This is a genomic window from Aristophania sp. ESL1100 (genome assembly GCF_058511235.1).
In genome coordinates, this window is record NZ_CP196394.1 from 1,412,333 (window position 1) to 1,426,369 (window position 14,037).

At 49.4% G+C, this 14,037-nt stretch carries 14 protein-coding genes; 5 read left to right on the top strand and 9 right to left on the bottom strand.

Features of this window, described 5'->3' with window-relative positions; genetic code table 11:
* Positions 1–136: 136 nt before the first annotated feature.
* Complete coding sequence (locus tag ACSYSY_RS06545; protein ID WP_491706771.1) at positions 137–268, bottom strand: hypothetical protein; 132 nt, start codon at positions 266–268, stop codon at positions 137–139.
* A 75-nt stretch (positions 269–343) separates the two neighbouring features.
* Between ACSYSY_RS06545 and ACSYSY_RS06550 the strand changes: the two genes are divergently transcribed.
* The 4 genes from ACSYSY_RS06550 (at position 344) to ACSYSY_RS06565 (ending at position 3,730) form a co-directional block, all read left to right on the top strand.
* On the top strand, positions 344–832 hold the full coding sequence (locus tag ACSYSY_RS06550) for an ankyrin repeat domain-containing protein (RefSeq protein WP_491706772.1): 489 nt from the start codon (positions 344–346) through the stop codon (positions 830–832).
* 65 nt (positions 833–897) lie between these two features.
* Positions 898–1,977: a histidinol-phosphate transaminase gene (gene hisC, locus ACSYSY_RS06555; protein ID WP_491706773.1), complete on the top strand. Its 1,080-nt coding sequence runs from the start codon at positions 898–900 to the stop codon at positions 1,975–1,977.
* 80 nt (positions 1,978–2,057) lie between these two features.
* Entirely contained in the window at positions 2,058–3,296 is a 1,239-nt protein-coding gene (locus ACSYSY_RS06560; protein WP_491706774.1) for an aminopeptidase, read from the top strand.
* On the top strand, positions 3,287–3,730 hold the full coding sequence (locus ACSYSY_RS06565; protein WP_491706775.1) for a hypothetical protein: 444 nt from the start codon (positions 3,287–3,289) through the stop codon (positions 3,728–3,730). Before ACSYSY_RS06560 ends, ACSYSY_RS06565 begins: the two co-directional genes overlap by 10 nt.
* 33 nt (positions 3,731–3,763) lie before the next feature.
* Here ACSYSY_RS06565 and ACSYSY_RS06570 read toward each other — a convergent pair whose 3' ends face one another.
* Positions 3,764–4,054 (bottom strand): hypothetical protein, encoded by a 291-nt coding sequence (locus ACSYSY_RS06570; protein ID WP_491706776.1) that lies wholly within the window; start codon positions 4,052–4,054, stop codon positions 3,764–3,766.
* A 345-nt stretch (positions 4,055–4,399) separates the two neighbouring features.
* On the opposite strand from ACSYSY_RS06570, the gene ACSYSY_RS06575 reads away from it, so the two are divergent.
* Complete coding sequence (locus tag ACSYSY_RS06575; RefSeq protein ID WP_491706777.1) at positions 4,400–5,146, top strand: response regulator transcription factor; 747 nt, start codon at positions 4,400–4,402, stop codon at positions 5,144–5,146.
* A 119-nt stretch (positions 5,147–5,265) separates the two neighbouring features.
* Here ACSYSY_RS06575 and glmM read toward each other — a convergent pair whose 3' ends face one another.
* The 7 genes from glmM to ACSYSY_RS06610 all read right to left on the bottom strand — a co-directional run bounded on the left by glmM (position 5,266) and on the right by ACSYSY_RS06610 (position 14,028).
* Positions 5,266–6,615 (bottom strand): phosphoglucosamine mutase, encoded by a 1,350-nt coding sequence (gene glmM, locus ACSYSY_RS06580; protein ID WP_491706778.1) that lies wholly within the window; start codon positions 6,613–6,615, stop codon positions 5,266–5,268.
* Positions 6,616–6,761: 146 nt separating this feature from the next.
* Positions 6,762–8,636, bottom strand: a complete 1,875-nt coding sequence (gene ftsH / locus ACSYSY_RS06585) for an ATP-dependent zinc metalloprotease FtsH (RefSeq protein WP_491706779.1) — start codon at positions 8,634–8,636, stop codon at positions 6,762–6,764.
* 124 nt (positions 8,637–8,760) lie between these two features.
* Complete coding sequence (gene tilS / locus ACSYSY_RS06590; RefSeq protein WP_491706780.1) at positions 8,761–10,014, bottom strand: tRNA lysidine(34) synthetase TilS; 1,254 nt, start codon at positions 10,012–10,014, stop codon at positions 8,761–8,763.
* Positions 9,992–10,945, bottom strand: a complete 954-nt coding sequence (locus ACSYSY_RS06595; RefSeq protein WP_491706781.1) for a tetratricopeptide repeat protein — start codon at positions 10,943–10,945, stop codon at positions 9,992–9,994. Before ACSYSY_RS06595 ends, tilS begins: the two co-directional genes overlap by 23 nt.
* Before the next feature lie 126 nt (positions 10,946–11,071).
* The gene (pal, locus tag ACSYSY_RS06600) at positions 11,072–11,545 is read right to left on the bottom strand and encodes a peptidoglycan-associated lipoprotein Pal (RefSeq protein ID WP_491706782.1); all 474 of its coding nucleotides are present in this window, start codon (positions 11,543–11,545) and stop codon (positions 11,072–11,074) included.
* Positions 11,546–11,691: 146 nt separating this feature from the next.
* Positions 11,692–13,068 (bottom strand): Tol-Pal system beta propeller repeat protein TolB, encoded by a 1,377-nt coding sequence (gene tolB / locus ACSYSY_RS06605; protein WP_491706783.1) that lies wholly within the window; start codon positions 13,066–13,068, stop codon positions 11,692–11,694.
* A gap of 42 nt (positions 13,069–13,110) precedes the next feature.
* Positions 13,111–14,028: an energy transducer TonB gene (locus ACSYSY_RS06610; protein ID WP_491708244.1), complete on the bottom strand. Its 918-nt coding sequence runs from the start codon at positions 14,026–14,028 to the stop codon at positions 13,111–13,113.
* Positions 14,029–14,037: the final 9 nt, after the last annotated feature.

A 14,037-nucleotide genomic window follows, 5' to 3' on the forward strand; every position in this document is an offset into this window, starting at 1 on the left:
AATGGTATCAATGCTAAGTTTCGATAGTGCTTCAGTCACGTTGAAAATCCCCAATTCATAAGATCTATAATATGTTTCCCCGACAGTGTGCACTTCTGCAAGAGACCCTGTCCAGCTCTTCTGAGCATTTACATACTCACAAAATAGTCAAAACCTTATCCGAACCCACTGACAAAAAAGCAAAAAAATCTGGCACAAGACGCTGCTGCTCTTTATTATGAAAGCGCAAATGATAAACATTTTGGCGTTTGATAAAGCTTTTCGTCATAATGGAGCCCTTAAGAAAGAAAACCCTTTCTGTTAGACATTGATTTGGCATTTCCTGTATAAAACAGAGGTGTTTATGACACAGCATAAAATAAATTTTACACCAGAGCAGATAACCGCCCTATTTATTGAAGCCGCACGAAGCAGCGATATTGATCTATTATCACAATTTCTTGATGCAGGCATGCCAATTGATTGTACAGACAGCCGTGGATACACGCCTCTTATTGTAACCACCTACAATAACCACTTGGAAGCGGCCCGTTTTTTATTAGACCATGGTGCCGATCCTGATGCGACGGACCTCAAAGGGGCAACGGCCCTCTCAGGGGTCGCCTTCAAGGGCTATGACGCTATAGCTGATCTTCTAATCGAAAAAGGCGCTTCCATTGACAAACCCAACCATGCCGGAAGAACGCCTTTGATGTTTGCCATCATGTTCGGGCGGGAAAGCATGGCCAAAAAGCTTCTTACTGCTGGCGCCAACCCGGACCATAAGGACATAGAAGGCGTTTCAGCCCGTATGCTGGCCCAGAACCAGGGGATTGGTCATCTTTTCAGCTGATTTCTTTTCGTGCATGCTCACGATAGAATGATTTTACATCATAGCCACTAAACCGGGGTAACATTATGAGCCGTTTCTGGAATTCTTCAGTTCACCTGCTTCACCCTTACGTACCTGGCGAACAGCCACAGACCCCGGGGTTGATCAAGCTTAATACCAACGAATCCCCATACGGCCCCAGCCCCAGAGCCTTAAAAGCCATGGAAGACGCGGTAAATGACAACCTTCGTCTTTATCCTGATCCCACGTCTTCGACTCTCTGCCAGACCATTGCCCGGCAATTTGACCTGAAGCCCGAGAATGTTTTTGTAGGAAATGGGTCAGACGAAGTCCTGGCTCATGCCTTTCGGGCTCTCTTCAGAGAGGATGAAGACGTCCTTTTTGCTGACGTTACTTACGGATTTTATCCCGTCTATTGCACGCTTTTTGGTTTTTCCTACCGCTCTGTCCCATTGCAGCAGGATTTCTCTCTCAATGTAGAGGATTATACCGGCCCTTGTGGGGGAATTGCCATAGCCAACCCCAATGCCCAGACAGGGCGTGCTATTTCTGTCAGCGATATCGAAAAACTGCTGAAGGCACAGCCTGATCGTGTCGTCATCATCGATGAAGCCTATGTCGATTTTGGAGCGGAAACAGCCGTTCCACTCATCAGACATTATGACAATCTGCTTATTGTGCGGACATTCTCCAAGTCCTCGTCTCTTGCCGGATTACGTGTCGGCTATGCGCTGGGGGATCCTGCCTTGATCGAAGGAATGATACGCGTCAAAGACAGCTTTAACTCCTATCCTCTTTCCCGTCTTTCCCAGGCAGGAGCCACGGCCTCATTACTGGATCAGGACTGGTTTTTAAAAAACACAACCAGAGTTATGGCCACGCGTGATGCGCTCATCCCGGAACTAAGGGCACGGGGCTTTCAGGTTGTACCGTCCAAAGCCAATTTTATCCTGGTTCAACACCCCGATTATGATGCTTTCAGCCTCACAGGCTTATTGAGAGAGCACGGTATTCTGGTGCGGCATCTCTCTTCTATCGAACGCATCAGGCAATGGCTGCGTATAACAATCGGATCTAAAGAGCAATGTGAACAGCTGGTTAACGTTCTTGACCAGATTATACGCCCTAAAAACGGGCCTCTCTGAAGAGGGAAATGACATTCTCTTCAAGGCTGGAACCTTGACCCCTCTTTCCTCATCCATATCACTCCAGAAGAGTTCAGATCATGTCTTCTACAGAATATACCCATGAGCAATTACTTGATCGCTTAGGCGAAGTTGCTGTGCGCGTCGGGCTTAACCTGGTTCCCCAACAACAGGTTTTTGTGACAGCTCCCCTTGATGCAGCGCCTTTAGTGCGCCGTATCACAGAGCATGCCTATAAGGCAGGAGCTTCTCTCGTTACGACATTCTTCAATGATGATGAAAGCACTCTGGCGCGCTACCTTTATGCCTCCCCTGAAAGCTTTGACGTAGCTAATGGATGGCTCGCGAATGCTATGGCACAGGCCTATCAGGAAGGCGCTGCCCGCCTTGCCATTACAGGTGGTAACCCGACTCTCCTTAAAGGGCAGAATCCTGATTATATTTCCCGAGCCAGCAAAGCCAGCTCCAGGGTTAATCGTCCCGCGATGGAAGCCATTACGCAATTTGCCACAAACTGGACAATTGTCGCCGCTGCCAACCCGGCCTGGGCAAGGCAGGTCTTCCCCAATTTACCGGAAAAAGATGCGCTCGCTGCCCTCTGGGAAGGAATTTTCAAGGCCTCACGCGTCGATAATGATGACCCCATAAGTGCCTGGAAGGAACATAATCGACTCCTTCATGAACGCTCCAGACAACTTAATGACCTGCGTTTTGATGCCCTTTCCTTCAAGGGGCCAGGCACAGACATCACAATCGGACTCGCAGAAGGGCATTTCTGGGCCGGCGGGGCTGAAACAACGACCAACAATATTATCTGCAATCCCAATATCCCGACCGAAGAAGTGTTTACGACTCCCCATTGCGCCCGCGTGAATGGCACGATCTCAAGCACAAAGCCCCTTTTTCATCAGGGTTCGCTGATTGATATGATCCGCGTACGATTTCAGGATGGGAAAATTGTCGAAGCCAATGCTGCTATCGGGCAGGACGTTCTGGAACGCCTTCTTGAAAGCGATGAAGGAGCACGCCGTATCGGAGAAGTGGCTCTTGTCCCTCACTCCTCCCCCCTCTCGCAAAGCGGCATTTTATACCGTAATACGCTTTTTGATGAAAACGCCTCAAGCCACATTGCCCTGGGGCAATCTTATACAAAATGCATGATGGACGCAGAAGGACACACTGAAGAACAGCTCCTTGCCCGGGGCGCCAATCAGTCCATCATTCATATAGACTGGATGATCGGCTCAGAACATATTGATGTAGACGGTGTTAAAGATGGCGTCAGCCAGCCTCTGATGCGACAGGGGGAATGGGTCTAGTTTTTATGTCCATTACCCTTGACCCTACCAAACTTCCCGCTCTTGATATCGTAAAACTGGCTCAGTCCGGGCAAATCGTCCGGTCTGAACGCCAGACAGAAGACGGCGGAATTCCATGCTTCATTCTGCAAGAAGACTGGGCACGGTTAAAAACACTCCACAGTAAGTCTGTTCCCCTGAGTGATGAAGCTCTTCTCATCGCCCTGGAAAAAGTCTCCGCTCGTTTCCTGCAGGAAGCGGCTAAAACCTACCGGCTCCTGGAACAGGAAACCCCAAAGTCGGTTTTACCGAGCATCTTTGAAATTGAATGCGACCTTTTTCCCGATCAGAAAAAGATATTTCTACTTCTGGTAAGAGATAGCGAGCACCCAGTCGCCTGCGCTGTGATTGGAACCTCTTCAGCTCTTCTGAACTCGCTACGGTCGCACCATTAAGGGGGGCTCCCATCCGAAGCCCATCCAGCCCGGTCAGGCGCTCTTTACAGGAGCCTGACTGGTGATAAGCGCGTCACGGACTAATCCCCGCTCCAAAGTAACAGCTGCCAGCCTGGCACGGGCCTGCTCTATCTCCTGACGCCCTTCATGAAGCCACTTGCTGAACTCTTCGACTGTGACATCGTCAGTTTCCGGATCGCTTGCAGCGTTATAACGCATCATGAGTGTCTCTTCAGCGGACTGAAGCTCTCCAAGCGCCTTATTCTCAAGCTGTAGCAAGTCATAAAAAAGCGTTTCAGCTAAACGATCTTTCTCTTTTTCCATAGCACAGAACTTTCTTAACCTTCTCTGAAGCTTTCAATCATTCCCATGAGAACAGAGATTAACTTTTTGTAGTTAAATAATCTTTTACATATAAATAGGACTAAACCATATAGTATAAATTGTTGCATTAATATCCCAAAAGAAATTTTATCCTAAATTCTGTGAAATTTTTACGGATTATTAAAACTCAATTAATAAAAATAAGCTGTCTCTTATTTGTGATACGCGCAAACACACCATAAAAAATGATTGAATAAAGAAGTGTTTTAGCTTAGAAACAATCAGAGGTTGTATTCGTTCGATAGGTAATAATTCTCATGACAGCCTAGTTAATAGGATAAAAAAATGCGCATTTTAATTGCCGAGAGTGACCTTTCCAGTGCCAACCCCCTGGTGCAAATCCTTCAGGGAGCAGCTTATGCGGTAGACCATGTCAAAACAGGAGAAGACGCTTTGGATATGATGCGTCATTATGATTTTGACCTGTTGATTACCGATCTTAATCTCGTAGATATGGACGCACCGGAACTTATTCGCCAGACGCGACGTTCGCAATTAAAATTACCTGTTATGGTTCTCTCTTCTGTCAGCCAATCGCAGGTTAAAGTAAAAGCCTTCTCCATGGGAGCGGACGATTACCTTGTCAGGCCTTTTGACACAGAGGAATTAATTGCACGCTGCAGAGCTTTGATACGACGCTCACGTGGTTATGCCGACTCATTATTGAAAGTCGGTGACCTGGAGTTGAATCTCGAAAGTAGAATCGTCAGTGTATCCGGCCGTCCATTACATCTTACAGGTAAAGAATATTCTATTCTTGAACTGTTAGTTGTGCGGAAAAATACAGTCCTTGCCAAAGACACGTTCTTAAACCACCTCTATGGCGGCATTGACGAACCGGAAATGAAAATTATTGACGTCTTTATTTGTAAATTAAGGCGAAAATTACAAAATTACGGCTTGGGCAATCTCATTACAACCGTATGGGGAAGAGGTTATATCATGCGTGATACCAATGACTCTGACATCAAGCCCCCAAGCCAAAATCAGGTTCATTCCCTTATCCCCGAATTAACAGCAGACAGGGTGTGATAAAATCACATCTCACCGGTTTATGTTACATCCGGAGAAAAGGGGAAAATTAAGTCACGACGGCAGGATGGAGCCTGTTTCACACCATAAACGGCTTCCATAATGTTGAAGCAGAGGCTTCAGACCAGCTTCTTTATTTTATCGCAGATTTCCCCGACCATATTCTGAACCATTGCTTCATCTTCTGCTTCCACCATGACCCTTATCAAGGGCTCTGTTCCACTCGCCCGCAGGACCAGTCTGCCGCGTCTTTTGAGCTTTTCTTCGGCCCATTGGCAGATTTCTTTCATTTCGGGCCGATTAATGGGATTTGTCCCTGTATAGCGTAGATTTTTTAAAATCTGAGGATAAGGCGAGAAGAGCCGGCAAACTTCGCTTGCAGGTTTTTGTGCTTCAACCATGACGGCCAGAATTTGCAAAGCCGCCAGGAGGCCGTCTCCCGTGGTTGCATAATCTGTGAGGACCATGTGACCTGATTGCTCTCCTCCCAGATTGGCACCACTTTTGCGCATTCTTTCCACAACGTAACGGTCCCCCACAGCCGTTCTATAGAGTGTCAGCTCTTGAGACTTCAGATAGTGTTCCAAGCCTAAATTAGACATGACGGTTGCCACAATTTCGCTACCGCGCAATTTCCCCTGTTTTTTCCAGGAGGTGGCGATCAAGGCCAGGATCTGGTCTCCATCCACAAGCTGACCCTGTTCGTCAGAAATCAGGACGCGGTCCGCATCCCCATCAAGAGCGATCCCGAAATCAGCTTTATGTGTTTTAACCGCCTCACATAAGGTTTGTGGGCATGTTGAACCAACATGTTCATTAATATTGGTCCCATTTGGCTCACACCCGATACGGATCACCTCAGCCCCTAATTCCCATAAGGCTGTAGGCGCCACACGATAAGCAGAACCATTTGCACAATCGAGGACAATTTTCAGCCCATCAAGACGGTAGCCCCGTGGGAATGACGATTTGACGCATTCAATATAACGCCCAGCCGCATCATTAAGGCGTGAAGCACGACCAATTTCTTCCGGGGAGGCAAGTAACCCGGAGAGATCTTTCTCCATCAGAGCTTCGATCTCACTTTCTGCCTGATCCGAAAGTTTAAAACCATCAGGCCCGAATAATTTTATGCCATTATCGGTAAAAGGGTTATGCGAGGCTGAAATCATAACCCCCAGATCCGCCCGCAGAGAACGCGTTAAAAAGGCGATTGCCGGGGTTGGAAGCGGCCCAACCAACGTCACATCCATACCTGCTGACAAAAAGCCTGAAACAAGAGCACACTCAATCATGTACCCTGACAGGCGCGTATCCTTGCCCAGAAGGACTGTATGACGATTCTGACGTCTCTTGAAATATAGACCGGCCGCCTGCCCCAGCTTCTGGGCAATTTCTACCGTCATGGGAGCGAGATTGGCACGACCACGAATTCCATCTGTACCAAAAAAAACTCTCGTGCCAGCCATGAGCCAATGCTCCTTCCCGATCCATATATTACAAGTCGCAAAGTAACCTGAAGAGCTTCATACCGGAATTTTTCCAAAACCCCAATAGAAACAGGCACCTGATTTATCACCAGGTGCCTGCCCTAAAAGAACATATCCAGAAAATCTCAGACTGTCTGAGTATTGAGCCCGATCTGGGGAGGGCGGAAGGACGGTACGGAGCCTTTTTCTCCTCCAAGAGAACGATTATCGCCATCCTCGGAGCGATCAAGGGGCTCCCCACGGATCACCTTCCCCACTTCATCGCCCGTCAGCGTTTCATATTCAAGCAACGCTTCGGCCAGACGATGGAGGTCATCAATATGATCCAGAACGAGCTGTTTGGCCTGGGCATAGGCTGTATCAATCAGGGCTCTGACTTCCTGATCAATTTCATCAGCCATTTCGGTTGAAACTTCGTCAGGATTATCATAAGCGACCATACCAAGCTTGTCGCTCATACCCCATTGTTTGACCATACGGCGAGCAATATCAGTCGCTCCCTTGATATCTCCCGAGGCACCAGCGCTTACATTTTCATGACCGAAAATAACCTCTTCGCCGACGCGTCCACCCATGGCGATCACCAGACGAGCCAGACACCATTTACGGCTGTAAGAAATATTATCTTTCTCAGGCAGGGTCATGACCATACCCAAAGCCTGACCACGTGGGATGATGGTCGCTTTATGGATCGCATCACTTCCGGGGGTGAGATAGGCACAGAGAGCATGCGCCCCTTCATGATAGGCTGTGGTTCTCTTCTCTTCTTCAGTCATGACCATTGAGCGTCTTTCGGCGCCCATCATGACTTTGTCCTTGGCCTGCTCAAACTGTGCCATCGAAACCGAGCGACTTCCCTGCCGTGCGGCAAACAATGCGGCCTCGTTAACCAGATTAGCCAAGTCCGCACCGGAGAAGCCAGGAGTGCCGCGGGCAATAATACGGGCATCCACATCAGCGAACAGAGGCAACTTCTTCATATGAACGCGCAGGATTTTCTCGCGCCCGCTGACGTCAGGATTGGAAACCACAACCTGACGATCGAAGCGGCCAGGACGCAATAGCGCAGGATCCAACACATCCGGTCGGTTGGTCGCTGCAATAATAATCACACCCTCATTACTTTCAAAGCCGTCCATTTCGACCAGCATCTGGTTGAGGGTCTGCTCACGTTCATCGTTGCCGCCTCCCAGACCAATGCCACGATGGCGACCCACAGCGTCAATCTCATCAATAAAAATAATGCACGGCGCTGACTTTTTCCCCTGCTCGAACATATCACGAACACGCGATGCCCCAACGCCGACAAACATCTCCACAAAATCAGAACCAGAGATACTGAAGAACGGTACGTTCGCTTCACCAGCAACGGAACGGGCAAGGAGCGTTTTACCGGTTCCCGGAGGTCCAACCAGCAGGACACCTTTGGGAATTTTTCCGCCAAGACGCGTAAATTTATGTGGATCTTTCAGAAAATCTACGATCTCTTCAAGTTCGGCTTTCGCTTCATCAATCCCGGCAACATCAGCAAAAGTAACACGACCCTGCTTTTCGTTCAGAAGTTTTGCCTTGGACTTGCCAAATCCCATGGCGCCACGGCCACCCGCACCCGCCTGCATCTGACGGAAAATCATAAAGCCCAGCCCCAGCATCAGGACGATAGGCAGATAAGCTGCAATATAACGTAAGATCGGACTCTCAGCACTTTGCAGAGGCCGTGCTGTCACTTCAACCCCGGCTTTCGTCAAAACCGGCACCATTGCAGGATCAAACGGTGCATAGGTTTTAAACGAAGTACCATTACTCAGCTTACCTGTAATATTCTGATCCTGTATGACCACTGAGCGGACCTGATGTTGTTCAACACCATGAATAAAGTCAGAATAAGCCAGTTGCTGTACAGCCTGACGGCTTGACCCGGGCTGGAAAGCCGTCAGCATGACGATGGCCGCCATAATGACGATGACCCAGATTACAACATTGCGACCTATATTATTCATCTTAATTCTATATCCTCACTCAGGATGAGACTGTATGGCAAAAAATTATCTTCTAAAGATAAGACATTAAAAAGGCTTTCCTAGTCCCCGCAAGGGGAAAAACAGCACACGATATCCTAAATTTTTAGTAAAATAGTTTAGCACCCACAATTTTCATACCACCTTGCCACAAAAAAGAAGCCCGAGGTACATTTTCAGAGATCCCTCTGGCGCAATCAGCCACAGCGACCAGTTTATCGTTCTGCCATAAAGCGGGCATTGTTTTAAGCACCGCAACAGGAACCTCTCTTTCCGCCCTTACGACACTGGCCTGCTCACCCAGAGCGTCAATCCTGCACTCTTTTTTATCTGGCCCCAGATAAAGCCAGCGACGGTCCCATAATGATCTTTTTTTTGCACATTCAAGCGGGGTTATGTCCCGGAATTCACGATATAGAATAAAATCTTTCAGCTGCCCCTGAACAAAACGCTTTTTAAGGACTGCACCGCCCAAACTCCCCTCTTTTTTTGTAAGAAGAATGCGCAGGGAGTCGTCAGAGGGAAGATAGGCCCTTCCCCCGATATATCTTATCAAACGCCCCAACAGAAAAAGAGACAGTTCGGAATCGAGATCTTTGAAGAGTTCCGGTGATAAAACCATCCAGCCCTCTGCCTGCTCCCTTACCCTTTCCGGTAATAAGGCGGCAACACGCTCTTCCAGTCTCTGAAAATGCTGCACTGAATCTGCCAGTCTGGCACGCACAAAAAACCGGTCATCCTCTGTTAAATCCTGCCTGATCTGAACACGCTTAAACCGCCTGTTCTCGTTGGAAGGATCCTCACACCATTCTAGCCCCTTTTGGCGAAGAGTCTCTTTTAAACGCTCAGGCCGCAACGAAAGGAAAGGACGGATAAGCGTTATCTGCCCGCGATTTGTACGCGGTGCCATTCCCGTCATTCCCTCAAGACCGGTTTTTTTCTCCATCCTCATCCAAAGCGTTTCTTCCTGATCAGCCTGGTGATGAGCCAACATCAGAATAGACGCCCCTACGTCATGACAGGCCTGTTCAAGAACCACATAACGTGCATCCCGTGCCCGTTCCTGCAAGCCGCCTGGCTTCAGCTTATCAAGCGTTAAAATACGAAAAGGAATGCCCATCTGTGTCAGCCTCTGCCCCGTCAGCTCTGCTTCTTCCCGTGATTCCGGGCGGAGAGCATGATCGACAATAAAGGCAATAATATGAAACCTCCATGCTCTGGCCAAATAAGCCAAAGCCATGGAATCCCCTCCCCCTGATACAGCAAGTGCCACCGGCGATGCCGCCTCATCAGGCCCGAAAGGCCCAAGAGCGCTTATTAATGAGGCAAATTCGGCATTAGTGACAGGATGCGCGGGCACGAAAAACCTTGGCACTGGATTTCACACGCGCACTTGCGTCAGGAAATTCATCATTTAATTTATTTAAAGCTTCACACGCTGCTGATTTATTTTGCAGGGAAAGCATAGAAGCTGCGACCCCCAAAAGAGCTTCCGGTGCCCGAGCCGATGATGGGTCCGCATGGTAAGCGTCAAAATAGGAGACTGCTGACTGGCGATAATCCTTCTGTCCAGCCATGGATTGCGCAAGGAGAAAATTCGCCTCCGCTTTGACAGACTTGCTTTTAGCGGATTTCAGCGCTGCTCGTGCATAATATTCTGCATCTTCATAATGCCGAGCCCTGATTGCTTCCTGGCCGGATTTAACCGGCGTCAGAGACGGTTTGGGACTTTCATCCCCTCCCGCTGCCGCAACAGAAGACGAAGCGCGAGACGTAACATCACTATTACTGCGTGTCGTGCCTCTATTTTGCTGGGCAAACTGCATATCTCCAAGCTTTTTATCCATATCCGCCTGGCCTTGTTGCACCTGGTTCGTCAATTGGTCCAGCTCGCCTCTCATATCCCGCATCTGTGATTCAAGATTATTCACACGTTGCAGAAGGCGTGCCGTCAGACTTTCGGAGGAATTATCAGCACTTTCAGCATCACCTTTCCCCCGTCTTGCGGATGCAGGACTTTCATAAGGGGCATCTTGCGGAGCTGGAGCATCCAGACCGGAAGAAGAAGGAGCAAGCGGCGGTGCCATTCCCGTTCCCTGGCTATCATCAACAGACGCAGGGTCGTCATGTTGCCGTTCCAGCTGCTGGTGCTGCCTTAAAATATCCTCCCGGGATAAACCATCAGCGCCATAAGCCGCCATGACCGAAAAAGATGAGACCACACACGACAATGCAACAAACCTCAAAGGAAGAGACTTCCGCAGTCCCCCTAACAGTATGAAACGCGCCATGTTAAAACCTCTTTTCCTTCCCATTATTATCATGCAAAAGGCCATTCAGAAGAGAGAACTCCTCTGCCTGGCCTTTCCCAAAAGGATCACAGCGGGCTTGGCGCCCACGACAGCTGATAGCCTTTTTTACTGAACAGATGTAATCGCGTTACGATTCTGTGCCCAGGCTTCCTCGTTATCGCCATCAACCGTAGGACGATCTTTACCATAGGAAATGGTATTAATACGATTGGCGCTAACACCGTGAGCCAGCAGATAATCGCGTGCAGCATTAGCACGACGTTCGCCAAGAGCAATGTTATATTCCTCTGTGCCACGATCGTCGCAGTTACCAGCGATCAGGATATTAACCTGAGGGTAACGCTGCAGCCATGCAATCTGTTTGTCCAGAGTTGCACGAGCTTCCGGCGTCAGCTTGTTCTGTGCCAGAGCGAAAAAGATGCGATCGCCAGCACTCGCTACGAGGTCAGCCTCGCTGCCTGGAACAGGACCGCTCTGCTGAGACACACCATCCCCTACGCTGGCCTGCTTCTCGTGCGAACCACCGCAAGCTGCCAGAGCAAGTGTTAAACCTAATATACCAAATGCCTTGAATTTCATGTTCTTAACCTCAGGAAGACTCTAAAGGGAGTCAAATGGAAAAGGCCCTCTTGATTTAAAAAGAAACGCGCCCTTTGTCAGAAAGCTTCTCTCTTATTTCAAAATCTGTCAAGTATTCTATGCTTTTACATAAAAAGAAACTGCTTTTAGTGGCGGAAAGACGACCATGCGGGATCAGAAGCCCCGGTTGCAGTCGGGATCACATGTTCATTAAATCCAGCGACGTCAATCACACTGATTGTCGAACTGAACCCGACACCACCCCTGCCAGCTGCTGACTGACGACAGAATGTTATGGCTCGTCCATTGGGGGCAAAACTCGGGCTTTCTACCGTAAAGCCCTGCGTCAGAATACGCTCACCCGTTCCGTCCGGATTCATAACCCCCAGAGAGAAGCCCCCACTATTGAGCCTTGTAAAGGCAATAATATCACCTCTTGGAGACCAGACGGGCGATCCATAATGCCCTTTGCCATAAGAAATACGCCTGACATTCCCACCAGATGCATTCATGATATAAAGCTGCGGGCTACCGGCACGATCAGAGTTGAAGACGATCTGCTGACCATCCGGGCTGAAACAGGGACTCGTATCAATGACCCCTCCGCTATTTGTCAGGCGGGCACGTGAATGACTTCCCATATCAACGCGGTAGATATCTGACCCTCCGTTCTGGGTCGTCACAGACATGATGACACTTGACCCATCGGGAGAAAAACGAGGGGCGAAGGAAATTCCGTTGAAGGTTCCCAGAATGCTCTGCTGACCGGAGTTAAGGTCATAAATATAGACGCGTGGACGGTTCTGATAATAGGAAAGGAACGCGATTTGCTGACTGACAGGACTAAAACGCGGCTCCAATGTCAGCCATTGGCCACTGGTCAGAATATGAGAATTCGCGCCATCCTGATCCATAATAGCCAGGCGTGTTTCCTGCTTCCGGCGTGGTCCTGTACGGGCAACATAGGCAATTCTGGTATCAAAATAACCTCTCTCCCCCAGAAGACGCTGATAAATTACGTCAGCAATAATATGAGCAACCCGCCGCCAATTCGCCTCAGAGGCCGTATAGGCTGTCCCCTGAAGTTGCTGACCAGCCAGGACGTCCCATAGCCTCATTTCAACACGAACATTGCCGGTTCCGGTGGTGGAACCAGCGACAGCTGCCCTGGCTCCTCTAGCCTTCAGCGCACTGAAATCAGGCTGTGCCCCTGCCGGCACGTCACCTGACATAACCTGAAACAACCCTGTATTGCCCAGATCAGCCGAAATAACTTCCGAAATGCGTGTTCCCATTCCTGCCCCGAAATCCGGTATGATAATAGGAATAGGCGCCTGATGGGCCTGATCGACGGTAATTTCTGCTTCACCAGCCGCGCCAGAAGACGCAGCGGCATGGCCTGACAAGGGAAAGGCCATAATTCCCCCTAAAGCCAGAGCGCCCTGCCCTGCTCCCGTTATAACGGAACGACGAGTGAAATGCTGTTTCAGGCTTTCAGCCTCGGTGTCGGTAAAAAATGACATAACAGGTTACCTCAACTTTAAGGGTTGGATTATTTTACAGAATTATGGTCTGAAAACAAAACGAAACTGTCTGGTCTTCCCCAGTAAACGCCCTGGAACAGGCAAGTGCGCACAAGTCGGACTTAACACTGCATCCCGGGCACGCTCAGCCAGCACACGGTAAGAAGGATCTGACGCCATACGGGCAGCAGTATCAGGCGCAAATTCGGCAATTCTGGCCTCACCTGTTGCATCAACTGTTACAATCATATGAGCGACAAAGCTTGCATAATTCTTTGCCGCCGTATCCTCCTGATAGCATCGCCTGACTGAAGCGCCGATTGCTTTCTGCTCTCCCATATTCAGCGATTTGGTATCTCCATCAGGATCACCACCACCGCGCGTGGATCCCCCACGAGATGGGTTGGCGTGCGCTTTAGGCGGGTGAGTCTGTTTCTGCTCCGTGCGGAAACTATCCAATGTCGCCAGCAGAGAATGACTATCAGACTGCGTCTTTTTGGCCTCATTCGGCTGATGCGTTTTGGAATCCTGAGGATTCTTGACAGCCTTCCGTTCAGGCACCGGAGGTGCTTTCAGGTCAGCCGGTTTTTTCGCTGGCTGAGGTTTCTTTTTCGCCTCGGCACTTACTTCCCCCTTTTCATGCAATTCTGTTTTCTGCTGCAATTCCGTTTTTGCTTCAGTCCTGGAAGGATCAGGCGCAGCAGTTGCTGGGGGAGGCGGTGGCGCGGTAGGTGGAGGAGGCTCATGCGGCGCCTCTTTGGGCTGTTCGGGAGACGGCTCTTCATCGCTGTCTTTTTCAGCATGAGGCTTCGGAATTTCCGCTTTATGTGACGATTTATGAGGAGGCGCATTCATCCCCTCAGTATCAAACACCATTTCAACCGGTTGGGGTGGCGGGGGCTCTGGCAATGGCGCAACATGATGCCACAATAAAGCCCCCACAATTCCCGCATGGCCCATAATAGACAG